Raw genomic sequence first — 21786 nt, 5'->3', positions numbered from 1 at the left:
ATGGCTTTCAGGCAGCCTTAGCGCCTATTCACCCAAGGAAAACACCATGCAACGCCGCCACATCATCACCGCCCTATTGCTGCTCAGCGGCGCACTGCTGCTGGGACAAGGTTTTTATATGCAGGCCAAAGCGCAGCTGGCGCAAGTGCTGATTGCGCACAGCTGGCAGCAAAACCAACACGGCGACGCTGGCGCCAAACCGTGGCCGTGGGCCGATATCCATCCGGTGGCCAAACTCAGCGTGCCGCGCCTGCACCTCAACCAATACATCATGCAAGACGCCTCCGGCGAAGCGCTGGCCTTTGGTGCCGGCATGTTGCCGCAGGGTGATTTGCCCGGCGGCAGCGGCCACAGCCTGCTGGCCGGCCACCGTGACAGCCATTTCGCCTTCTTGCAACAGCTGCGCCCCGGTGACGAAATCGACATCGAAAACCGCCACGGCCAACAACAACGCTACCGCATCAGCCAAACCCGCGTGGTCGACAGCCGCCACAGCGATTTTTATTTCGACCCCCACGCCCACCGCCTCACCCTGATTACCTGCTACCCCTTCGACGCCCTCACCCCGGGCGGCCCCTTGCGCTATGTTGTGCAGGCAGAGGCAGTGTAAGCATACGTTGCGAATACCACCCACCTAGTCTGATAGCATCAACAAGCAAAATCATGTTTTGCACTGGAACCCATCTTTGCGGGTGCGACATGGGTGGGTTTGGCAAAAGTCTCAGGCTGCCTGAAACCAACCACCCAGTAAAAACCCCGCCTTGCCCATCATTAAGGGCAAGGCGGGGTTTTATAGTGAAATGCATAACAAAGTGCTACGGCGCTGCTGTGCCTACGCGCTACGCGAACGACTTTGTAAGGCGCTAAAGCACCAACAAACTCTGTTCCGTACTAGCTGTACTGCCTGAGGCTTCGCGCCTTGTATCACTTTATTCTTCATTCCACTAACTATATGTCTACTCAGCAGCGGTTTGGCTTACTCCACCCGCTCGCCATGCACGGCCAGATCCAAGCCTTCGCGTTCGGCATCTTTGTCCACCCGCAAGCCGCCGCACACCACCGACACCCCTTTTAAAATAACGAAGGTGGCCACGCCGCTGTACACCAAAGTGGTTACCACATCTTTAAGCTGAATCAGCACTTGGCGCCCCACCGTGGCTTCGCCGCCGAAAATGGCATTGCTGAACAGCAAGCCGGTGAGCACCGCGCCGACAATGCCGCCAAAGCCGTGAATCCCGAAAGCATCCAGCGAATCGTCGTAGCCCAGCTTGCGTTTAAGCACCACCGAAGCAAAATACGCACCCACTGCGGTCAGCACGCCGATGGCCAATGCCGCTTGCGGGCCCACAAAACCGGCTGCGGGGGTAATGCCCACCAAGCCGGCCACCGCGCCCGAAGCCAAGCCTAAGGCCGAGGGTTTGTGTCCGGCCAGTTTTTCGCACAACATCCAGATCAAGGCTCCGGCTGCCGCGGCAATTTGCGTTACCGCCATTGCCATGCCGGCACTGGCATTGGCCGCCACCGCTGAGCCGGCGTTAAAGCCGAACCAACCCACCCACAGCATGGCCGCGCCAATCAGCGTAAACGCCATATTGTGCGGTGCCATCGCTTCTTTGCCATAGCCCACGCGCTTACCCATCACAATGGCCGCCACCAAACCGGCCACACCGGCATTGATGTGCACCACCGTGCCCCCGGCATAATCGAGTACGCCGCCATGACCCATAAAACCGCCGCCCCATACCCAGTGGCACACCGGCGCATACACCAGCACCACCCACAGGCCGGAAAACAGCAGCATGGCCGAAAATTTCATCCGCTCGGCAAAGGCGCCGGTCACAATGGCGGTGGAAATAATCGCAAACGTCATTTGGAAAAACATAAATACGGTTTCGGGAATCGATCCGGCATTGGGCGCCACCGTTACCATCTGTTTGCCCATGTCCAGCCCCATGCCGCTCAGAAACAGGCGATCCAAGCCGCCAATCAGGGCATTGCCCGGTGCAAACGCCAGCGAATAGCCCACCGCCATCCACAACACGCTCACCAGCGCGGCAATGGAAAAACTGTGCATCATGGTGCCCAGCACATTTTTTTTGCGCACCATGCCGCCGTAAAACAACGCCAGCCCCGGAATGGTCATCAGCAGCACCAGCACGGCTGACGTCATCACCCAAGCCGTATCACCGGCATTGATTTCCGACATCGGTTTCCACCACTCTTCCGTACCCGCCAATGCCCAGCCAGGCGTGAATGCGGCCAACACCAATGCCGCTTGTGTTATCTTTGTTTTCATGTTTAATCCCTTTATCAATGATGTTGAATGGCCTTATACGGCGGCGTCACCCGTTTCGCCGGTGCGGATACGGACAACCTGCTCCACCGGCGACACAAACACCTTGCCGTCGCCCACCTTGCCGGTATGGGCTGCCTGAATAATCGCCTCCACCGCCCGCTCCACCATTTCGTCGGCCAGCACAATATCAATTTTGATTTTGGGCAAAAAATCCACCGCATATTCGGCGCCACGGTAGATTTCCGTATGCCCTTTCTGGCGGCCAAAGCCCTTTACTTCGCTTACCGTCATGCCCTGCACCCCCACTTCAGCCAAAGCCTCGCGCACATCATCGAGCTTGAACGGTTTAATCATCGCCGTAACTTGCTTCATTTTGTTCTCCCGGTAATCCAACACAAATGGTATCTTGCCTGCCGTTGTGGCTGCTGCAAAACGCCGCAGGCAAACACACCCTTACCTTACTGCACCTGTTTTTGCATTGCAACAAAATTCCGTATCGCGATACATCTGCACTTCAAATTGGCACAGATGTATCAAAATTACACATAAAATTTTCACCCAAAACACGCAACCCAGGCTATTGATTAAAATTTTACATATGTTTTTATAGTAAACTTAAACTTAAATGCCACTTAACACGCATTTCAGACATTTGATTATTAAAAACAACCGCACAGCGGTTTTTTGTATTCATCTTTATTCTCCAAAGTAAAACACACATCAACCCTTTTTGATCTGCACAACAAATACATCGCACTTGAAAATGTAATTTTCCAACCCATCATTCATTCATCTAACCCAAACACCGGCACAGCGGGCTTTCAGGCAGCCTCAATCATCATGTCTGCCATTTACCCAGCCATTTTTGCATCGGCTACGACTATGTATCGGCGCATCGCCAAGCCAATACATCAGCCGCCGTAATGTAAACCGCCGCTGCCACCCGGCACCTTTAGCCCGCCAAACCCTGCCCGCCACCATTACGCCCATCTGTGGCATCCATACCACCCATCACCCTATCCGCGCCCGCAATCCGCACGGCCATTTCGGGTATAATGACAGCTGTTTGCCCAAACCCAACGCCGAATCGGGCGTTTAGAAAGACCCTTATGCTGATTTGCAATCCTTATGAAATCGTCATCCAAGGCATTACCCGCAATGGCAAAACCTTCCGCCCCAGCGATTGGTCCGAGCGTCTATGTGGGATTTTGTCGTCTTTCGACCAAGGCCATCGCTTGGCCTACCACCAATGGGTGCGCCCAATTTTGGTGGACAATGTGCGCTGCGTGGCGGTAGACCGCAAGCTGGAGCAAATCAACGAATCGATGTTCCATTTTCTGATGGACTTTGCCCACGACAACGACTTGCGCATTGTCGACTGCAAAGCCTTATTAGAAGAACACGGCGACAGCGAAGCGCCGGTGGCATTGGAAGATGCCCTACAACAGCAAGAAGCACAAACCGCTGCCGAAGCCGCCGCGCCTGCGGCCTTAGCCCACGAAATCCGCGAAATCGATGCCGACCACAGCAAACTGGCTTTTGCCGCCATGCTGCGCCTGCGCCCGCACATTGGCGATGCTGCCCGCTTTGCCGAGCTGGTGGCCGCCCAGCGCGCCGAAGGCTATCGTATGCTGGGGGTATTTGAAGAAGGCAAACAAAATGCGGTGGCAGTGTGTGGCTTTCGCATCGGCCACAATTTTGCTTCCGGACGCTACCTGAACATCGACGATTTGGTTACCAGCGACGACGCCACCCGCCAAGGCTACGCCGGCCTCTTGCTAGAACACATCAAAACCGTGGCCGCCGCCGAAAACTGCCGCACCATTCACACCGACTCTTTGGTCGGCCAAATTCGCAGCGATGCCCACCGGCTATATTTGAAGCATGGCTTTACCATCAGCTGCCATCATTTTTCTTGGCAAGCCGGGCAGTAATACCAATTCTACAAAATAACCTAACTGCGTTGGCTCGCCTTGCCGTACTACTTGTACTGTCTTCGGCTCGCCGCCTTGTTATATTATTTTGTAGAATTGGTATAATACCCAAACGCCAAAAATACAAAAACGCCACCGATAAGCCATCGGTGGCGTTTGTTTTTGCAGGTTCAGATTTTTACAAGATGCGGAAACTTAAGCCTCGGCTTCAACCAAAAAGCCGCGCAATTTCTGCATCGCTTTGGCTTCGATTTGGCGGATGCGCTCGGCGGATACGCCGTATTGTCCGGCTAAGTCGTGTAAGGTGAGGCCGCCATCGTCGGCCAGCCAGCGGCTTTCCACAATATGGCGGCTGCGGTCGTCGAGCTTGGCCAGTGCGGTTTGCAGGCCTTCGGTTTGCAAGGCGTAGTGCGCTTTTTGCGCCATGATTTGTGTGGGCTCGCTGTCGTTGTCCGCCAGCCAGTCGATTGGCGCAAAGCTGTCTTCGTCGTCGCTCTCGCCCACCAAGGCCATGTCTTTGCCGGTCATGCGCTGTTCCATTTCCAGCACTTCCGACAATTTCACGCCCAAATCATCAGCAATGGCTTGCGCTTCGCGATCGCTTAATGCCGACATGGATTTGCGCATGCTGCGCAGGTTAAAAAACAATTTGCGTTGCGGCTTGGTGGTGGCAATGCGCACCAAACGCCAGTTGCGCAGGATAAATTCGTGGATTTCGGCTTTAATCCAATGCACGGCAAAGGAAAACAAGCGTGCGCCACGGCTGGTTTCAAAGCGTTTCACCGCTTTCATCAGGCCGATATTGCCTTCTTGAATCAAATCGGCTTGGTTCAAACCATAGCCGTCGTAACCGCGTGCAATCGACACCACCACGCGCAAATGGGACAAAATCAGTTTTTTGGCCGCTTCCAAATCACCGGCCATATGGCGCTCGGCCAAATCGTGCTCTTCTTCGGCACTCAATAAAGGGATGCTGTTCACGGTATGAATGTATTGCTCCAAGCTGCCGTGACCAGTTGGTACAGGTAATGCAATTGCTTGATTCATGCCATTCCTTTCAATATGGGGTTTGCTGTTGGGTTGTACAGCAAAGACCGACTAAATTACTCGGGTATTTTATCATTTTTGTCGCCTTTTTACCAGTGCGGCGATGGCGGCGTAGTTTGGACTCAAGCGGCTGTTTTTATGCTGCAATCAGACTTTTTCAGGCAGCCTTGGTTCGGCATTATAGGTAAAGTTGTGTATGCCCTCTTGCTTAATAGTGTGGCTAAATAAATATAGGCTGCCTGAAAGCCAATGTTTAATTTATCAGCATATCAATTGATGGATACACGTCTGCGCCGCGCCCATACAAACATGCCCAACAGCACACCCGCCAGCAGCAACATCAGCGGGCGGCTGCTGCCCAAGCGCATATACGGTGTTTCGCCTTGGCGGCCTTCAATTTCGCCATGCAGCACTTGGGCGGTGTTGGCCGGCAGCAAGGCGATGATTTGGCCGTGCGGGTTGATGATGGCGGTCATGCCGGTATTGGTGGCGCGCACCATATAGCGCCCCAATTCCAGCGCCCGCGCCTGCGATTGCTGCAAGTGTTGATCCATGGCGTAGGAGTTGCCATACCAAGCCATATTGCTGACATTGGCCAACAGGCTGGCCTCTTTGGCTGAGGCAATCAATTCATCACCGAAGCCGTCTTCATAGCAAATATTGAACGCCACTTTCTGGTTGCCCAACACCAGCGGTGCCTGCGCTTGCCCGCCGGGAGTAAAGCCGGATAAGGGGATGTTCATCATTTGATACAGCCAGCCGGTGAGCGCGGGCAGTGGAATGTATTCGCCAAACGGCACCAGATGGTCTTTGGCATAAAACGGCAAGGCATCGGGCTGCTCGGGATTGTAATCACTTAAGCTAATCACCGCGTTCAGGTAGCCTTGGCCGTTGTCGGTGTATTGGGCGATGCCCAGCGCCAATGCCGAGCCGTTACGGGCGGCTTGGTCGGCAAACTGGTTGATGATGCCTTCGGGCAAGTCTTGGCGCATTACCGGAATGGCCGTTTCCGGCAAAATCACAATATCGGCATGGCTTTCGGCCACTTGGTTGTAATAGCGCTGCAAGGTGGGTGCCACTTGCTCGGGGTTCCATTTCAGCGTTTGCTCGATATTGCCCTGCCCCAAGGCCACGCTGGCGCGGGTGCCGTCTGGCGTAGTGAATGCGTGTTGTTTGAGGCCGTAGCCCGCCACCAACAGCAATACGGCCATGGCCAAGGCCCCCAGCCGTGGCCGCAGGGTGTCGGCCAACAGCAATGTCACCCATAAAGCCGCCAGCCCGGCGGTGGCCAGTGTAACCAAATGAATCCCGCCCACGGGTGCGAAGCCCGCCAACGGCGAAGCGGCAATTTGCGAATAGCCCAAGGCACCCCAGCCAAAGCCGGTGAGTGCGTGTTCGCGGGCGTATTCGCCCAAAGTCCACAACGGCGGCAACACCAGCAGCAAGCGTGGCAACGCTGGTAGGCGGAATTTTTCCAGCAGCCAGAAACACAAGGCCGGATACAGCGCCAAATAAGCCGGCAGCAGCAAAGTGAGCGGTACGGCATACAGCTGTGGCAAGCCGGCCACATCGTGTAAGGCGATGTTAATCCAGTAAAATTGCGCTGTGTAGGCCGCCAGCCCCCATAAATAAGCGCTGCGCACCATGTATTGCGGCCGCAAGTGCGTGAGCAGCAGCAACAGCCCGAACAACAGCGGCATCAGCCAATAGAGCCGGTAAGGTGCAAACGCCAGCGGTGTCAGCAAGGCCGAGCCCAGCAACAGCAGCCAATACAAAATCGGTTGGCGCAGCAGGGAGAACAGGCGGTGCGGATTCATGTTTCAGGTAGCCTTTTGCTTAGTGTGTCGCTGCCGCGGATTTGTTAAACAGCTTCATCAATGGCAGCACCACCGCACACACCAACGCGCCGGTAACCAGCCCCACCACCAAGCTGGCCAACATGCCGGGTAGGCCGTTTTCCCAATGGTGGGCGTGCAAAAATTCGCTCACCGGCGCCAGCCCATGCACAATAATGCCGCCACCCACCAAAAACATCGCCAACATGCCCACCACCGCCAGCGCACGCATAAACCACGGCATCAATAGAATCAGGCCGCGGCCCACGCTGCGGGCAGCTGCTGAGCTTTTGCTCTGCAACCAGTTGCCAATGTCGTCTAGCTTCACAATGCCTGCTACCAAGCCGTACACCAACACGGTCATGCCGATGCCGATAATCGACATCACCATCGCCTTTTGCGTCATGCCCATGTGCGCCACCACGCCCAAAGCAATGATGATGATTTCTGCCGACAAAATAAAATCGGTGCGGATGGCACCGCGGATTTTGGCTTTTTCGTCCAGCAGCTCGTCGGTCATCACTGTGGGTGCGGTTGCTGTGTCGCTGTGTTTGTGAGTAAATTTGTGCAGCAGCTTTTCCACGCCTTCAAAACACAGATAGGCGCCGCCAATCATCAGCAACGGCATCACCAGCCACGGCGCAAAATAAGAAATCGCCAACGCCAGCGGCACCAAAATCACCTTGTTAATCAATGAACCTTTGGCCACCGCCCACACAATCGGCAGCTCGCGGTCGGCGGCCACGCCGGTAACCTGGTTGGCATTGAGCGCCAAATCGTCGCCCACCACGCCGGCGGTTTTCTTGGCCGCCATTTTGGTCATCAGCGCCACATCGTCCAATACCGCGGTGATGTCGTCAAGCAGGGTGAATAAAGAGGCAAAAGCCATGGTTTTCTTTCGGTTTACGTTTTCAGGCAGCCTTTAAGGCTGCCTGAAAACGGATGGTGGGTGAATAAGGTATTTTCAAAAACTCAGGGCGGCAGACCAAATGTCGGATTCAAGAATCCGACCTACAGCCGTACGCATTTCTTCAGGCAGCCTGTTGCCTATTCCGCCTCTTTATTCACCGTTACCATCAACGTATGCAAACGGCGGGCGTCGGCGCGGGCCACGGTGAAATTGAGTTTGCCGATGCTGGTTTTTTCGCCGCGCACGGGCAGATGGCCGATTTCCTGAATCACCAGGCCGCCGATGGTGTCCACTTCTTCATCGCTGTAATCGGTGCCGAAAAAGGCGTTGATGTCGTCGATTTCGGTTACCGCTTTGACGCGGAAGCGCTCGGCGGAAACAGCAAAGATGTTGTCGGCGCTGTCGTCTTCATCGAATTCGTCTTCGATGTCGCCGATGATTTGCTCCAAAATATCTTCAAAGGTAACCAAGCCGGAAGTGCCGCCGTATTCGTCGACCACAATCGCCATATGGATGCGCTGCTCGCGAAATTCTTTCAGCAAGCCGCCCAGCGATTTGCTTTCCGGCACAAACACCGCTTGGCGCAACACGCTTTCAAGCTGGAATTGCTCCGGCCGCCCCCAGTATTTGAGCAGGTCTTTGGCGTGCAAAATACCCAGCACGTGGTCTTTATCCTCTCCAATCACCGGAAAGCGCGAATGGGCGGTTTCCACGGCGTAGGCGATGATGCGCTCCAGTGCATCGTCGGCCTTGATTACGTCCATTTGGCTGCGCGTAATCATGGCGTCGCGCACTTCCAAATCGGCAAAATCGAGCACGTTTTCCAGCCGTTGCAGGGTGTCGGCATCAAATACTTCGCGCTCGTGCGCTTGGCGCAGGGTTTGCAATACTTCGGCGGCGGTTTCGGGGGCATCGCCGGCGATGCGGCTCACCAAACGTTCAAAAAAACCGGGGGATTTCGACGGGCTGTCGTCCATCAGGATGGGTCCTCAAGATAGGGGTCGGCATATCCTAACTGATTCAGGATACGGATTTCAAGCGTTTCCATGGCTTCGGCTTCGGCTTCATCGATGTGGTCGTAGCCCATTAAATGCAGCACGCCGTGCACGGTGAGGTGGGCATAGTGTTGCATGAGCGTTTTGCCTTGCGCCGCGGCTTCTTGCGCCACGACTTGCGGGCAAAACACAATATCACCTGTAAGGCTGCCTGAAACGGCATGGTGCAGGGCTTCGCCTTCATTCAACGCAAAACTGAGTACATTGGTGGCGTAGTCTTTGCCGCGATAATCGCGGTTGAGCGCACGGGCTTTTGCTTCGTCGCACAGCATGATGCCGATTTGGGCGTGGCGGTAATCGCTTTTCAGCGTTTGCCATGCCCAGCGGTAGAAATCGGCCTGTTCAGGCAGCCCTGCAGCTTGGCTTGGTATATCCAGCCACAGGGTAAACCGCTGATGTTGCCGTTTTAAGAAGGGATTGCGTTTGGCTTGTTTCATGGGTAAGGGTTTGTTGATAATAAATTATAAACTGCAATTACATACCTGTTTATCGAAGGCTGCCTGAAATAAAACGATTTTAAAAATAGACTGTGTTTATATGCATTTTCTTATCATTTTACTTTGCGCTTCATGGCCGCGCGGCCACTTACTTTTCTTTGCTTCGCCAAAGCAAAGTAAGCAAAAGAAAGGCGACCCCGGTTGCAGGTTTGGCTGCGCCAAACTTCCCTCACTGCACATGCTTTTGGCGGCGGGCGCTAGTCGCTGCGCTCCGGACCGCCCTTATTTCCGCCAAAACCACGTTCCGTTCGGCTGCGCCAAGGGGGAGGCTGCACGGATTATACGTTTCAGGTAGCATAAAAATAATTTTTCAATGATTACATCATTTGTATTTATACAAGCACATCACTTCAATATGCTTTATCAAGCATTAACCACTAATGCTTGCGGGCGGTAACAAATTCGGCCAGTGCGCGCAGATAATCGGCGCGGGCGTCAAAAGCGGCCAAGGCGGCGATGGCTTCGGCCACCAGGGTTTCGGCATACGCGCGGGCGGCGGCCAAGCCCAGCAGTTGCACATAGGTGGGCTTGTCGGCTTGGGCATCTTTACCGGCGGTTTTGCCCAAGGTGGCGGTGTCGGCTTCGCAGTCGAGCACATCGTCAATCACTTGAAAAGCCAGTCCCAATTTGGCGGCGTAGGTGTCGAGCTGTGCCAGTTGGCTATCGCCAATATCGGCACAGGCCAAAGCGCCCAAGGCCACGGCGGCGCGGATAAGGGCGCCGGTTTTGAGGCCGTGCATATGCTCCAACTGCGCCTGTGTCATCGCTTTGCCCACATTTTGCAGGTCGATGGCCTGCCCGCCGGCCATGCCGAGGCTGCCTGAAGCGGTGGCCAAGGTGTGCACCATGCGCAGTTGGCGCGCGGGCGGCAAGGCGGTGGGGCGGGCGAGCAAATCGAATGCCAGCGTTTGCAAGGCGTCGCCCACCAGCAAGGCGGTGGCTTGATCATAGGCCACATGACAGGTGGGCTTGCCACGGCGCAGGCTGTCGTTGTCCATTTCCGGCATGTCATCGTGCACCAGCGAATACACATGGATGCACTCCACTGCGGCCAGCGCGTAATCCAGTGCGGCGGCATCGGCATTGCCCAAGGCGGCGGCAGCCTGTGTCAGCAAGGGGCGCAGGCGTTTGCCGCCATCCAGCGCGGCATAGCGCATGGCTTCATGCAGCTGCGCGGGGGTGGCGGCGGGCGCGGGCAACAGCCGTGCCAGTGTGGCTTCGGTGTGCGCCTGCGCTTGGGCTTGCCAGGCGGCAAAAGGGCTATTCGTGGCCATCAAGCTGCAGTTCCTTCAGGTTGTCGCCATCGAGCACTTGCAATTTTTGCTCTACTTCGGCCAGTTTTTGCTGGCAGTATTGCGCCAATTCCTGCCCGCGCTGATAGGCAGCCAGGGCTTCTTCCAGCGGCAAGTCGTTGCGCTGCATGGCTTCGGTGATGGTTTCCAGCTGTGCTAGGGCATCTTCAAAGTTTTTTGGGGCGGTTTTTTTCATTATTGGGCTTGCTTATGTATTTTCAGGCTGCCTGAAATGTATTCAGGCCAAAACAGGCGGATTGTAACACCGAAATAGCGGTTTATTCGCCGCCATTGCCGCCCACCACCACGGTATTCAACTGTGCAGGATTCAGCCGCCGCTGCCAAGCAGCGCGGATTTGGGCGGTGGTGAGGGCTTCTATTTTGGCCGGATAAGCATCAAGAAAATCATCGGGCAGGTTGTAAAAACCCATCACGCTCAAATAGCCGATGAGTTTGGCATTGCTGTCGAAACGCAGGGGGAAGCCGCCGACAATATTGGCTTTGGCCTGCGCCAGCTCGGCTTCAGTGGGGCCTTGCGCCACAAAATCGGCCACCACTTGGCGGGCATCGGCCAGCGCAGCTTGGGCACTGGCTTTTTTGGTGGCAAAGCCGATGGTTAACGGCCCGGCCTGCTGCAAGGGGCTGAGGCTGCTGGAGGCGCCGTAGGTATAACCTTTTTGGTCGCGCAGCACTTTCATCAAACGGCTGTCGAAACCGCCGCCGCCGAGGATGTAGTTGCCGGTGAGCAAGGCGTAGTAGTCCGGATCATCGCGGGTAATCACCGGCAAGCCCAGCATAATGTGGGCTTGGCTGGCCGGATGGGCGATGCGTTGGTTGCGGCTGTTTTTATTCAAGGCCACCGGCGGCACGGCAGCCAGCGGCGCGGCGCTTTCAGGCAGCCCTTGCAGCAAGCGCTCGGCCAGTTGCTGCGCCTGTGCGCGGGTGAGGTCGCCCACAATGGCAATCACGGCGTTGTTGGCAGCATAATGGGCGGCGTGAAAGCGCTGTAAGTCGGCACGGCTGATCGCGGCCAAGCTGGCTTCGCTTTCGCGGGCGCCGTAGCCGTAAGGATGTTGCGGGTAATTCAACGTATCCAAGGCGCGGTCGGCCAAAAAGCCGGGCTGAGTGAGGTTTTGGCGCAAACCGGCAATGGCGCGGCTTTTTTCGCGTTGCAGCACTTTATCGTCGTAGCGCGGCGACACCAGCATTTGGTTGGCAATCGCCACCGCGGCATTCAGCGTATCGGCGCGGCTCAGGCTGCGGATGCGCACGCCGCCGCGCTCCAATTCGCCATAGCTGGAGATGGTGACCGCCAAATCGCTGATTTTCACCCGTAAAGCTTCTTCGTCGTCTTGGGCGGTGCCGGTGTCAAGCAGGCCGTTGGCCATATCGGCCACGCCGATTTTATCCGGCGCATCGCGGCGGCTGCCGGCATCGAAGGTGATGTCGATGTCGACAATCGGGTTGTCGTGGCGCTCTACCAGCAACACTTTGGCGCCGTCGGGCGATGTCCAGCGTTGAATGTCGAAGGCTTGGGCGGGCAAGGCTACAGCCAGCCACAAAATCATCATACCGAATCTAAAAAACAACCTAACTGCGTTGGCTCGCCTACGCGCAAAGCGAACGATTTTGTACGGCGCTAAAGCGCCAACAAAAGTCTGTTCCGTACTACTTGTACTGTCTGCGGCTCGCCGCCTTGTTATCTTATCTTTTAGATTCGGTATCAACAGGCTACCTGAACACCATGCGTTCAAGCTGAATTTAATCTTAATGCAGTTCATTGCCGCCTCCCATTGCGGTGGCCGTTTGGCTGTTGACGGGCAGCGGTTTCAACACCACCACGGTCGGTTTTTGTGCCTGCAAAAAGCGGGCGGCGTTTTGCACGTCGGCGGCGCTCACTGCCAGCAAGCGGCGTTGTACTTCGTCTTCTGCCTGCCAACCCAAGCCGGTGTTTTCCAATTCGCCAATAATGCGTGCCTGCACGCTCATGCTGTCTTTGGCGTATTCGCGGTTGGCTTCGGCCTGGGTGCGCACGCGTTGCAGTTCGGCGGCGCTGATGCCATTTTTGGCAATGGCGGCAATGTCGCTTTGCAGGGCGGCTTGCAATTGCTGCGTGCTCACGCCTTTGGCCGGATAGCCCATCAGCACAAACAGATTATCAGTGCGGGTGAGCATATCGTAATCGGCGCCCACGGCTACCGCCAGGGGCTGCTGGCGCACCCAGTTTTTTTGCAGCCGCGCGGTGCCGTCGCCCGCCAATACTTCATACAACACCGATAAGGCATACGGCAGCGTGTCGTCTACTTGGCGCAAGCTGGGCGCGCTGTACACCACCGACAACATTGGTAATTCGCTGGGCGCACTGGTTTGCGCCCGCGCGCCGCGTTGCGCCGCCGCTTCGCTGCCGGAATGGCGCGATGGCAGGGTTTGGGCGGGCAGATGGCCAAACAGCTGGCGCACGGTGTGCAGGGTTGCTTTGGCGTTCACATCGCCCACAATCACCAGCGTGGCGTTGTTGGGCGCATACCATTGGCGGTACCAGTCGCGCAAATCCGCCGCTTGCAAGGTGTTGAGGTCGGCCATATGGCCGATGACCGGCGCGCGGTTATAAGGCTGCCTGAACGCGGTTTGATTCATCAGCTCCCACAACTTGCCGCTGGGGTTGTCTTCGGTGCGCTGGCGGCGCTCTTCGCGAATCACCTTCATTTCATTATCGAAGTCGGCATTGCTGAAATTCAGATTGGCCATGCGGTCGGCCTCCATCGCCAGCACATCGGCCAAATGCCGCGCGGCCACGGTTTGGTGGTATACGGTGACTTCGCGGCTGGTGTAGGCGTTGTCGTTGCCGCCCCACGCCGCCACCTTGCGCGAAAACTCACCCGCCGGTACGCTGTCGGTGCCTTTGAACATCATGTGTTCCAAGGCGTGGCTTAAGCCGGTTTTGCCGCTGTGTTCGTCTTGGCTGCCCACCCGATACCACAGCTGCGACACCGCCACCGGCGCGCGCGCGTCTTCTTTCACCACCACCTTCATGCCGTTGTCGAGCGTGGCCGACAGCGTTTGCGCCTGCGCCAACGCCGCACTCAAGGCCGCGGCTGCCAACCAAATCCGCTTTGCTTTCATTTACTCAAACCTTTATCGGTGCGTTACAATAGCGGCCAATCATACCTGCCGCCCAGCCGTGAAGCATACCCTTTCAGGCAGCCTGAAACAATCACCACGCGGCCAAACCCAGCCAAGGATACCGCCATGTTCGGATTTTTCAAAAAAAAGAAACCCGCCGCCGATGAAGTTGATTTAAGCAAAATCAAACCGCAGCCCTACGACAACGAATACCGCGACGACGAGCCGGAAGAAGTGGTAGCGCCGCTCACCGACAAGCAAAAAGCCTATATCGACGCCCACCAAAGCGGCAATCCCATCAGCCAATTGGTGGCCGACACCATCGACGACGATGCCGAGCTGCCGCCGCCGTTAAGCGACAACACCGACAACGACACGCAAAAAAAAAAGCCCCTTGAAGTAAACACCCCCGCGCAGCCCGCTGCCGCACCCGTTGCCGTTAATTCGCCTGCCACACCCGAACCTGCTGAGCCGGCAAAACAAGGCTGGGCGGCACGCCTGAAGCAAGGCCTGAGCAAATCGCGCAACCACATGAGCAAATCGCTGGCGGGCGTGTTTGGCGGCGGCAAAATCGATGAAGACCTCTACGAAGAGCTCGAAACTGTATTGCTCACCAGCGACATGGGCATCGAAGCCACCGAACACCTGCTTGCCGACGTGCGCCGCCGCGTCAGCCTGCGCGGCCTGAGCAATGCCGACGAACTGCGCGGCGCCCTCAAAGACAGCCTCTACGAACTGCTCAAACCGCTGGAAAAACCGCTCACGCTGCCTGAAAACCACGCCCCCGAAAATAAAACCCCCTTTGTGATTATGATGGCCGGTGTGAACGGCGCGGGCAAAACCACCTCCATCGGCAAACTGGCCAAATACTTCCAAACCCAAGGTAAAAGCGTGCTGTTGGCCGCGGGCGACACCTTCCGTGCCGCCGCGCGCGAGCAATTGCAGCAATGGGGCGAGCGCAACCACGTTACCGTGATTTCCCAAGCCTCCGGCGACTCCGCCGCCGTGTGTTTCGACGCCGTGGAAGCGGCCAAAGCCCGCGGCATCGACATCGTACTGGCCGACACCGCCGGACGCCTGCCCACCCAATTGCACCTGATGGAAGAAATCAAAAAAGTGAAGCGCGTGCTGCAAAAATCCCTGCCCGCCGCCCCGCATGAAATCATCCTCGTGCTGGATGCCAACATCGGCCAAAACGCCATCAACCAAGTGGCCGCCTTCGACGACGCCTTGGGGCTCACCGGCCTGATTGTGTCCAAACTGGACGGCACCGCCAAAGGCGGCATCCTCGCCGCCCTCGCTTCCACCCACCCCGTGCCCGTGCGCTATATCGGCGTGGGCGAAGGCATCGACGACCTACGCCCCTTCGACGCGCGCGCCTTTGTGGATGCACTGCTGGATGAAGCGGCTTAAACCATTTTTGACATCGGCCGCTTTTTTGGCCGCATCAACAGCCAGCTGCTACAATCATTTCGCGTGGGCCAATCTATTTCTCCACGCAGGCTGACTTAAGCACCCGTCAATTTCGCGTTGTTTTATTCACTACAACAGGAGTATAAAAAATGAAAAAATCCACCCTTACCTTGTGCGGCATGGCCGCTGTATTGGCGTTGTCGGCCTGTAAAAGCCCCTCGGGCGCGCAAACCGTAGCCACCGGCCAAAGCACCGACAGCGGCGCCTGCCGCTTTGTGCGTGCCGACACCAGCGGCAAAGGCAAAAACGAAGCCTATATGTGCTCGGCCAGCGCCGCGTTGCGCTCGGCAGAAGCCAAAGAAGTGCTCAATCCCGACATCCGCGTGAGCTACGGCAGCGCCGGCGGCAACCTAACCTCGCGCCAAGTGGCCAATGCACGCGGCAAAACCGCCGAAGAAACCTGCCAACGCGCCTTCTTGAGCACCATCAAACGCTTCCAAACCACCGCCGCACAACAAGGCAGCAAACACATCCGCGTGAGCAGCTATTTCGATAAACGCACCGTGGGCGGCGACCAATACGAATGCCATATCGGCACTTGGAACAGCCGTGTGGTGTTGCGCGGCGGGGTGTAAGTAGCTGACAGCTGCTGCTTAAATCAAGGCTGCCTGAAACATAAGCAGCAATCGCTTTTCAGGCAGCCTCTAACTTTCTGATTTTATTTTTGTGGAAATGCACTGCATGATCCGTTTCGAACAAGTTTCCAAAGCCTATCCCGGCGGCCACCATGCGCTGAAAAACCTCAGCTTCAATATCGGCAAGGGCGAGATGATTTTTATTGCCGGGCACTCCGGTGCGGGCAAGTCTACCGTGCTCAAGCTCATCAGCGGCATCATCAAGCCCAGCGGCGGCAGGGTGTGGCTGAACAAGCAGGATTTGGGCACGCTCAACGACAATCAACTCGGCTTTTTGCGCCAACACATCGGCATTGTGTTTCAAGACCACAAAATTTTGTTCGACCGCAATGTGCTGCAAAACGTGTTGCTGCCTTTGCGCATCATCGGCTACAACGGCCGCCAGGCCGAGCACCGCGCCCGTGCGGCAATTGAAAAAGTGGGCTTGGGCGGGCGCGAGCTGGCCGACCCGGTTACTTTGTCCGGCGGCGAGCAGCAGCGGCTGTGTATTGCCCGCGCGGTGGTGCACCAGCCCAGCCTTCTGATTGCCGACGAGCCTTCGGCCAACCTCGACCGCGCCTATGCGCTGGACATCATGGAATTGTTTAAAACCTTTCACGAAGCGGGCACCACGGTGATGGTGGCCGCGCACGATGAAAGCCTGATGGCCGACTACGGCCACCGCATTATCCGTTTGCAACAAGGCAGCCTCTACGCATGAATTCCTACCTCTCCCTGCACACCGAAGCCGCACTGAGCGCCCTGAAGTCTTTATTCAGGCAGCCTGTGGCCACCTTGCTGATTTTGCTGATGCTGGCAATTGCCATGACCTTGCCGCTGGCGCTGTATCTGGGGGTGCAAAGCAGCCAGCAGGTGCTGGGCAAACTCAATGAAGCGCCCAAAATCACCCTGTATATGGAGTTGAGCGCCGACACCGTGGACACACTGGCGGTGGAAAACCTGCTCAAAGAAGACAGCCGCATCGACACACTGGCTTTTGTAGACAAACAAACCGGGCTGGCCGAGCTGCAACAAAGCATGGGCGGACAAGACTTGGTGTCGATGCTGGACGAAAACCCGCTGCCGGATGTGTTTGTGATTACCCCCAAAACCGCAGCGCCCGCCGAATTGGCCGCCTTGCAAGCCGATGTGGGTAAACTGCCGATGGTGGAAAGCGCCAAGATGGACGCTGAATGGATGCAAACGCTGTATCAAATCAATGATTTTGTGCGCAAAGTATTCTGGTTTTTGGCCTTTACGCTGGGCGTGGCCTTTGTGCTGGTGGCGCACAACACCATCCGCCTGCAAATTTTGGGGCGGCGCGAAGAAATCGAAATCACCAAGCTATTGGGCGCACCGGCTTCATTTATCCGCCGCCCGTTTCTGTATCTGGCTGCTTGGCAAAGCTTGCTGGCCGCCGCCATCAGCTTGGCGCTGTGCGTGTGGCTGGTGCGCGCCAGCCAGCCCTTGGTGGAAGCCATCTTCAAGCCCTACGGCATCAATCTGAGCTGGCGCTTTTTTACCCTGCCGGAAACCCTGCTGGTGCTGGCGGTGGTGTGCGGCTTGGGCATCGCCGGTGCTTGGCTGGCCACACAACAGCATTTGCTGCATTTCAAGGCACGGCGCTAAGTTAACAGGCACAGCAGATTGTGCTATTGCATCCAAAAACAGCCGCCACTCCGATATCGGGTGGCGGCTGTTTTTGGATAAATCTTTCCAATTCATACCCATTCTAAAAATAACCTTATACCAATTCGAAAAAATAAGATTCATAGGATGCGCCTTGGCGCATCAAACTTCAAAATCATCAAAGCCGATGCACCAAGGCGCATCCTATGCCGTATTTTATGTCTTTAATAATTTAAGGTTATTTTGAACTGGTATCAGAAGGGCATTCAAATCTCTGTTTTTTCGGTTTAAAGGCTGCCTGAAAACACACTCTGCACAACCCAAACCTTCAGGCAGCCTTGTTGGCCGTTAATGCCCGGCCGGAATCTTATCCGCCCAATAATAAAAACGGATTGGCACCAGCCCGTTGATAACCGCCCTCGCCCACCAGAATATCCAGCCCCAGTGATGCCAAATCATCGGCCAGCGGGTCGGCATATTGCTGTTTTTCCAAGCGGTAGAGTTTGCGGTAGCTGCGGCACACATCACAGCTCTCTGCCTTGGCCGCCAGCAACGGCGCCACCTGCGCCACCGCTGCATCGATGTCGATTTCCTGAATGGCCATGCCGCCGCTGCTGTCGCAAGTGGGGCATTTGGCACGCAGCGCGTTCCAGCGGCTATTGCAGTGCGGGCAGTGCATATAACGCAAGCCGGCCAAATCACCGCTGGCAAACACCACGCTGCCCACCGCCTCGGTGCCGCAGCAAGGACAATGGGTGCGCTCTTGCACCGGCGGCACCGCATCTTCAAGCAACTGTGCCGCCCATGCCGTCCAAATAATTTGCAGCGCCGCCTGTACCCACACCGTAGCGGCTTGTTCTTCCGGCGTGCTGCTGCCGGTGAGTACACGCGATGCCAGCGCTTCGGCAGCGGCGCGCGGCAAGGCGGCCAGCGCGTTTAATTCGGCCTGCACGTTTTGAGGCGCTTGCGTGCCGACTTCGGCCAGTAAGCCAGCCAACACCACGTAAAAATCGGCGGGCACTTCGCCCAATGCCGCTTGCGGCAGCACGGTGTGGCCCTGATGCGTGGGCGGCAGGGCAAAAACATGCTTGGCCGCTACGGCCTGCTGCGCTGCCGCCAGTTTGCCCAATAAAGCCAAGTAGTCGCGCCATTGGCTGTTTTCAGCTGCGGCCAATTCTTGAAAGCGCACGCTGCGCTGTGCAAACACATCGGCAGCGGGCGCCAGCCAAAACGGGGTGTGAAACAGGCCTTTTTCGATGGCGGCAGCGGGGTTGGCAGGGGTGTTCATTGCATTCCTTGTGGTGTATGACTGCCCGGCAGCAATCAAAATAATACCAATCCTAAAAAATAACCTAACTGCGTTGGCTCGCCTTGCCGTACTACTTGTACTGTTTGCGGCTCGCCGCCTTGTTATCTTATTTTTTAGAATTGGTATAAAGGCTGCCTGAAAGCCTAAAGCGTTCAGGCAGCCTTGCTATATTTATATCAAATTCAAATACCAACGCCGCATCAATATACCACCCATTGCGGCCGGCTATAAATACTGCATTGCGTTGGCCGGGCAAAACCCACCAGTGTGATGCCAGCTTGCTCGGCCAGCCGGGCAGCCAGCGCCGTGGGTGCGGATACGGCCACCACGCAGCCGATGCCGAGCATGGCGGCTTTGGCCACCATTTCATAGCTGGCGCGGCTGGAAATCAGCACAAAGCCTTGTTGCCAATCCACGCCTGCTTGCGCACCGTGGCCGAGCAATTTGTCCAGCGCATTGTGGCGGCCCACGTCTTCAAACAGCCGCACGATTTTGCCGCCGCAAACCCAAGCCGCACCGTGTACCGCACCGGTGTGGCTGCGCAAAGGCTGGTGGCGGTGCAAATCGGCCACGGCGGCTTGAATATCGGCAGCTCGAATCGGCTGGCTGCGCAGCACTTGGGGCACATCGGTTTGCACGGCGGCGAGGCTGTCGATGCCGCACAAGCCGCAGCCGCTGCGCCCGCTGATGTTGCGACGGCGTGCTTTGAGTGCCTGAAAACGTTCGGAGGCGATGTCCAGATGCACTTCAATGCCGTTGCAGCCTGCTTGCACTTCGATGTCGTAAGCCTCACGCGCCTGCTGCAAAATGCCTTCACTCAGGCTGAAGCCCAATGCCAGCTCGGCCAACTCCGCGGGCGTGGCCATCAGCACCACATGGGCGATGCCGTTATACACCAGCGCCACCGGCACTTCTTCGGCCAGCATATCGCCGGTGTGGCTCAGGCCGGTGCCGTCAAGACGGCAAACGGCATGGGTTTGATAAATTTCTGCGTTCATGTATTGTTATTTTCAGGCTGCCTGAAAACCTTAGAGCCTGTTCACGATCTTTTTTGTAGCGGATTTTAGTGCAGAAACGGGTGCAGGCAAGGCAAAAAGCACAGCCAAAGCAAGCTTTGGCGCGCATTTTTAACGCAGCATGAGCCTGTTTATGCGCTGAAAGCAGCAAATAAAAGATTGTGAACAGGCTCTAAAAGCCATCCGGATTACGGCTGCTTTTTGCTTTTTTCATATTCTGCGTTTTTCGCCATCATTTCGCGATACCAGCGCGGATGGTGTTTTTTCGCCCAGTTTTGCGTGACCACGCCTTCCACCATCGCGCGGATGGTGCCTTTCACCCAAAACGCCGCATACACATGTACGATGATGCCGGCAATCAGAATCAGCGCCGCCCAAGCGTGAAACAGCAAGGCCAGGCGGATAACGGGAATCGGAAACAGCTCGGCAAAATAAGGCCGCCAAGCAATAAAGCCGGTGCACAGCAGCACCGCCATGCAGGCGGTCATCAGCCAAAACATGCCTTTCTGGCCGCCGTTATACTTGCCCACATCGCCGGTGTCGTGGCCTTTGAGCACAGTTTTCACCGATTTCATCCATTTGATGTCTTCTTTATCGATGAAATTGTGTTTCCAATAACGGAAAAACTGCACCGTAAAGCCGATAAACATCACCACGCCCACAAAGGGGTGGATGATGCGCGCCAGCTGCGGCGTGCCGAACACGCCGGTGAGCCAGAAAAAGGCCGGATAGAAAAACGCCAGGCCGGAAATGGCCAGCAACACAAAACACACCGCCACAATCCAGTGGTTGATGCGCTCGCTGCGCGTGTAGCGCTGAATCAGCTTTTCTTTCATTATGCGTCCTCCTCGCCCTGCAGGGTTTTGCCGTCTTGGCCGATTACCTCAGGCTCGTCTTCTTCCGGCTCGGCGGTGCTGGGGCCTACGGTGATGTAATGGAAAAAGCCGGTGAGTGCGGCGGCGGCAATGCCCACCGTAGCCAAGGGCTTGAGCAAGCCTTTCCACAACTTCACCGTCGGGCTGATGCTCGGGTTTTCCGGCAGGCCGTGGTAAAGCCCGGGCTTGTCGGCGTGGTGCAGCACATACATCACATGGGTGCCGCCCACACCCTCGGGGTCGTAAAGGCCGGCTTTTTCATAACCGCGTTTATTCAAATCGACAATGCGCTCGGCCGCCACCTGTTTCATGTCTTCCTTGGTGCCGAACTGAATGGCGCCGGTGGGGCAGGTTTTCACACAGGCCGGCTCTTGGCCCACCGCCACGCGGTCGGAGCACAGCGTGCATTTATAGGCACGGTGGTCTTTTTTGTCGATGCGCGGCACGTTGAACGGACAGCCGGAAATGCAGTAGCCGCAGCCGATGCAGTTTTCTTCATGAAAATCCACGATGCCGTTGTGGTATTGGATAATGGCGCCGGGCGAGGGGCAGGCTTTCAGGCAGCCCGGGTCGGCGCAGTGCATGCAGCCGTCTTTGCGGATAAGCCATTCAAGCTTGCCGTTTTCCTCCACTTCGCTAAAACGCATCACCGTCCAGCTTTTGGACGTCATGTCCATCGGGTTGTCGTACACGCCGTGGTTGGTGCCGATTTCGTCGCGGATGTCGTTCCATTCAGAGCAGGCCACCTGGCAGGCTTTGCAGCCAATGCAGGTGGTAACATCAATCAGTTTGGCCACTTCCATCGGCTGGCGCACGCCCGGCGGCGGGGTGATGCCGGCGGTGGCGGAGCGGCGTTTGATATCGAGTGATTGCAATGCCAT

22 protein-coding genes and 1 pseudogene are annotated in these 21786 nt (G+C 56.5%); 8 read left to right on the top strand and 15 right to left on the bottom strand.

The features are described from left to right. Window positions 1-46: 46 nt before the first annotated feature. Window positions 47-610 carry a class GN sortase gene (locus JQU52_RS04400; RefSeq protein ID WP_230339930.1) on the top strand — a complete coding sequence of 188 codons (564 nt, stop codon included), beginning with the start codon at window positions 47-49 and terminating at the stop codon, window positions 608-610. Window positions 611-976: 366 nt separating this feature from the next. On the opposite strand, the gene JQU52_RS04395 is transcribed toward JQU52_RS04400, so the two are convergent. Beyond that, window positions 977-2296, bottom strand: coding sequence for an ammonium transporter (locus JQU52_RS04395; protein ID WP_230339929.1), 1320 nt, complete (start codon window positions 2294-2296; stop codon window positions 977-979). A gap of 33 nt (window positions 2297-2329) precedes the next feature. Further along, the gene (locus JQU52_RS04390; RefSeq protein ID WP_230339928.1) at window positions 2330-2668 is read right to left on the bottom strand and encodes a P-II family nitrogen regulator; all 339 of its coding nucleotides are present in this window, start codon (window positions 2666-2668) and stop codon (window positions 2330-2332) included. Between the two features lie 493 nt (window positions 2669-3161). Between JQU52_RS04390 and JQU52_RS04385 the strand changes: the two genes are divergently transcribed. Both JQU52_RS04385 and JQU52_RS04380 read left to right on the top strand, forming a co-directional pair. Further along, a complete protein-coding gene (locus JQU52_RS04385) occupies window positions 3162-3395 on the top strand; it encodes a hypothetical protein (RefSeq protein WP_230339927.1) in 234 nt (77 codons plus the stop codon). A 10-nt stretch (window positions 3396-3405) separates the two neighbouring features. Further along, on the top strand, window positions 3406-4230 hold the full coding sequence (locus tag JQU52_RS04380) for a GNAT family N-acetyltransferase (protein WP_230339926.1): 825 nt from the start codon (window positions 3406-3408) through the stop codon (window positions 4228-4230). 195 nt (window positions 4231-4425) lie between these two features. On the opposite strand, the gene rpoH is transcribed toward JQU52_RS04380, so the two are convergent. After that, the gene (rpoH, locus tag JQU52_RS04375) at window positions 4426-5277 is read right to left on the bottom strand and encodes an RNA polymerase sigma factor RpoH (RefSeq protein ID WP_230339925.1); all 852 of its coding nucleotides are present in this window, start codon (window positions 5275-5277) and stop codon (window positions 4426-4428) included. Between rpoH and JQU52_RS04370 the strand changes: the two genes are divergently transcribed. Further along, window positions 5269-5505 carry a hypothetical protein gene (locus JQU52_RS04370; RefSeq protein ID WP_230339924.1) on the top strand — a complete coding sequence of 79 codons (237 nt, stop codon included), beginning with the start codon at window positions 5269-5271 and terminating at the stop codon, window positions 5503-5505. The genes rpoH and JQU52_RS04370 overlap by 9 nt on opposite strands. A gap of 41 nt (window positions 5506-5546) precedes the next feature. Here JQU52_RS04370 and lnt read toward each other — a convergent pair whose 3' ends face one another. The 8 genes from lnt to JQU52_RS04330 form a co-directional block, all read right to left on the bottom strand. Continuing rightward, window positions 5547-7094 carry an apolipoprotein N-acyltransferase gene (lnt, locus tag JQU52_RS04365; protein ID WP_230339923.1) on the bottom strand — a complete coding sequence of 516 codons (1548 nt, stop codon included), beginning with the start codon at window positions 7092-7094 and terminating at the stop codon, window positions 5547-5549. A 19-nt stretch (window positions 7095-7113) separates the two neighbouring features. Next, window positions 7114-8001: a DUF808 domain-containing protein gene (locus JQU52_RS04360; protein WP_230339922.1), complete on the bottom strand. Its 888-nt coding sequence runs from the start codon at window positions 7999-8001 to the stop codon at window positions 7114-7116. Window positions 8002-8159: 158 nt separating this feature from the next. Continuing rightward, window positions 8160-8999: an HlyC/CorC family transporter gene (locus JQU52_RS04355; RefSeq protein WP_230339921.1), complete on the bottom strand. Its 840-nt coding sequence runs from the start codon at window positions 8997-8999 to the stop codon at window positions 8160-8162. Continuing rightward, on the bottom strand, window positions 8999-9514 hold the full coding sequence (gene ybeY, locus JQU52_RS04350) for an rRNA maturation RNase YbeY (protein ID WP_230339920.1): 516 nt from the start codon (window positions 9512-9514) through the stop codon (window positions 8999-9001). Before ybeY ends, JQU52_RS04355 begins: the two co-directional genes overlap by 1 nt. Window positions 9515-9951: 437 nt before the next feature. Further along, entirely contained in the window at window positions 9952-10848 is an 897-nt protein-coding gene (locus tag JQU52_RS04345) for a polyprenyl synthetase family protein (RefSeq protein WP_230339919.1), read from the bottom strand. After that, on the bottom strand, window positions 10835-11062 hold the full coding sequence (locus JQU52_RS04340) for an exodeoxyribonuclease VII small subunit (RefSeq protein ID WP_230339918.1): 228 nt from the start codon (window positions 11060-11062) through the stop codon (window positions 10835-10837). The genes JQU52_RS04345 and JQU52_RS04340 overlap by 14 nt, the downstream gene beginning before the upstream one ends. Before the next feature lie 82 nt (window positions 11063-11144). Next, complete coding sequence (locus JQU52_RS04335; RefSeq protein ID WP_230339917.1) at window positions 11145-12437, bottom strand: M16 family metallopeptidase; 1293 nt, start codon at window positions 12435-12437, stop codon at window positions 11145-11147. Window positions 12438-12633: 196 nt separating this feature from the next. Next, complete coding sequence (locus JQU52_RS04330) at window positions 12634-13989, bottom strand: M16 family metallopeptidase (RefSeq protein ID WP_230339916.1); 1356 nt, start codon at window positions 13987-13989, stop codon at window positions 12634-12636. Between the two features lie 474 nt (window positions 13990-14463). Here JQU52_RS04330 and ftsY point away from each other — a divergent pair. The 4 genes and pseudogenes from ftsY to ftsX all read left to right on the top strand — a co-directional run. Next, window positions 14464-15402, top strand: a pseudogene (ftsY, locus tag JQU52_RS04325) (signal recognition particle-docking protein FtsY); the annotation flags it as partial. A gap of 149 nt (window positions 15403-15551) precedes the next feature. Beyond that, window positions 15552-16037 carry a hypothetical protein gene (locus JQU52_RS04320; RefSeq protein ID WP_230339915.1) on the top strand — a complete coding sequence of 162 codons (486 nt, stop codon included), beginning with the start codon at window positions 15552-15554 and terminating at the stop codon, window positions 16035-16037. 106 nt (window positions 16038-16143) lie between these two features. Further along, a complete protein-coding gene (locus JQU52_RS04315; RefSeq protein WP_230339914.1) occupies window positions 16144-16797 on the top strand; it encodes a cell division ATP-binding protein FtsE in 654 nt (217 codons plus the stop codon). Continuing rightward, the gene (gene ftsX, locus JQU52_RS04310; protein WP_230339913.1) at window positions 16794-17705 is read left to right on the top strand and encodes a permease-like cell division protein FtsX; all 912 of its coding nucleotides are present in this window, start codon (window positions 16794-16796) and stop codon (window positions 17703-17705) included. Before JQU52_RS04315 ends, ftsX begins: the two co-directional genes overlap by 4 nt. 367 nt (window positions 17706-18072) lie before the next feature. Here the strand turns inward: ftsX and JQU52_RS04305 are convergent, their stop codons facing one another. The 4 genes from JQU52_RS04305 to fdxH form a co-directional block, all read right to left on the bottom strand. After that, window positions 18073-18993, bottom strand: coding sequence for a formate dehydrogenase accessory protein FdhE (locus JQU52_RS04305; protein ID WP_230339912.1), 921 nt, complete (start codon window positions 18991-18993; stop codon window positions 18073-18075). 221 nt (window positions 18994-19214) lie between these two features. Next, on the bottom strand, window positions 19215-20012 hold the full coding sequence (gene fdhD / locus JQU52_RS04300) for a formate dehydrogenase accessory sulfurtransferase FdhD (RefSeq protein ID WP_230339911.1): 798 nt from the start codon (window positions 20010-20012) through the stop codon (window positions 19215-19217). 206 nt (window positions 20013-20218) lie between these two features. After that, window positions 20219-20866, bottom strand: coding sequence for a formate dehydrogenase subunit gamma (locus JQU52_RS04295; protein ID WP_230339910.1), 648 nt, complete (start codon window positions 20864-20866; stop codon window positions 20219-20221). Beyond that, the gene (gene fdxH / locus JQU52_RS04290) at window positions 20866-21786 is read right to left on the bottom strand and encodes a formate dehydrogenase subunit beta (protein WP_230339909.1); all 921 of its coding nucleotides are present in this window, start codon (window positions 21784-21786) and stop codon (window positions 20866-20868) included. Before fdxH ends, JQU52_RS04295 begins: the two co-directional genes overlap by 1 nt.

The organism is Paralysiella testudinis (assembly GCF_016894345.1).
GTDB classification, from domain to species: Bacteria; Pseudomonadota; Gammaproteobacteria; order Burkholderiales; family Neisseriaceae; genus Paralysiella; species Paralysiella testudinis.
The sequence above is the reverse complement of the archived record's forward strand: the minus strand, read 5'-3'. Positions and strand labels throughout refer to the sequence as shown.

Bases quoted from the DNA above. Each gene is read 5' to 3' on its own strand.
- JQU52_RS04395 (WP_230339929.1), bottom strand. From the start codon at position 2,296: ATGAAAACAAAGATAACACAAGCGGCATTGGTGTTGGCCGCATTCACG.
- fdxH (WP_230339909.1), bottom strand. From the start codon at position 21,786: ATGGCATTGCAATCACTCGATATCAAACGCCGCTCCGCCACCGCCGGC.
- JQU52_RS04330 (WP_230339916.1), bottom strand. From the start codon at position 13,989: ATGAAAGCAAAGCGGATTTGGTTGGCAGCCGCGGCCTTGAGTGCGGCG.
- JQU52_RS04305 (WP_230339912.1), bottom strand. From the start codon at position 18,993: ATGAACACCCCTGCCAACCCCGCTGCCGCCATCGAAAAAGGCCTGTTT.
- ybeY (WP_230339920.1), bottom strand. From the start codon at position 9,514: ATGAAACAAGCCAAACGCAATCCCTTCTTAAAACGGCAACATCAGCGG.
- JQU52_RS04315 (WP_230339914.1), top strand. From the start codon at position 16,144: ATGATCCGTTTCGAACAAGTTTCCAAAGCCTATCCCGGCGGCCACCAT.
- JQU52_RS04380 (WP_230339926.1), top strand. From the start codon at position 3,406: ATGCTGATTTGCAATCCTTATGAAATCGTCATCCAAGGCATTACCCGC.
- JQU52_RS04320 (WP_230339915.1), top strand. From the start codon at position 15,552: ATGAAAAAATCCACCCTTACCTTGTGCGGCATGGCCGCTGTATTGGCG.
- lnt (WP_230339923.1), bottom strand. From the start codon at position 7,094: ATGAATCCGCACCGCCTGTTCTCCCTGCTGCGCCAACCGATTTTGTAT.
- fdhD (WP_230339911.1), bottom strand. From the start codon at position 20,012: ATGAACGCAGAAATTTATCAAACCCATGCCGTTTGCCGTCTTGACGGC.
- JQU52_RS04340 (WP_230339918.1), bottom strand. From the start codon at position 11,062: ATGAAAAAAACCGCCCCAAAAAACTTTGAAGATGCCCTAGCACAGCTG.
- ftsX (WP_230339913.1), top strand. From the start codon at position 16,794: ATGAATTCCTACCTCTCCCTGCACACCGAAGCCGCACTGAGCGCCCTG.
- JQU52_RS04335 (WP_230339917.1), bottom strand. From the start codon at position 12,437: ATGATGATTTTGTGGCTGGCTGTAGCCTTGCCCGCCCAAGCCTTCGAC.
- rpoH (WP_230339925.1), bottom strand. From the start codon at position 5,277: ATGAATCAAGCAATTGCATTACCTGTACCAACTGGTCACGGCAGCTTG.
- JQU52_RS04295 (WP_230339910.1), bottom strand. From the start codon at position 20,866: ATGAAAGAAAAGCTGATTCAGCGCTACACGCGCAGCGAGCGCATCAAC.
- JQU52_RS04400 (WP_230339930.1), top strand. From the start codon at position 47: ATGCAACGCCGCCACATCATCACCGCCCTATTGCTGCTCAGCGGCGCA.
- JQU52_RS04345 (WP_230339919.1), bottom strand. From the start codon at position 10,848: ATGGCCACGAATAGCCCTTTTGCCGCCTGGCAAGCCCAAGCGCAGGCG.
- JQU52_RS04355 (WP_230339921.1), bottom strand. From the start codon at position 8,999: ATGGACGACAGCCCGTCGAAATCCCCCGGTTTTTTTGAACGTTTGGTG.
- JQU52_RS04360 (WP_230339922.1), bottom strand. From the start codon at position 8,001: ATGGCTTTTGCCTCTTTATTCACCCTGCTTGACGACATCACCGCGGTA.
- JQU52_RS04390 (WP_230339928.1), bottom strand. From the start codon at position 2,668: ATGAAGCAAGTTACGGCGATGATTAAACCGTTCAAGCTCGATGATGTG.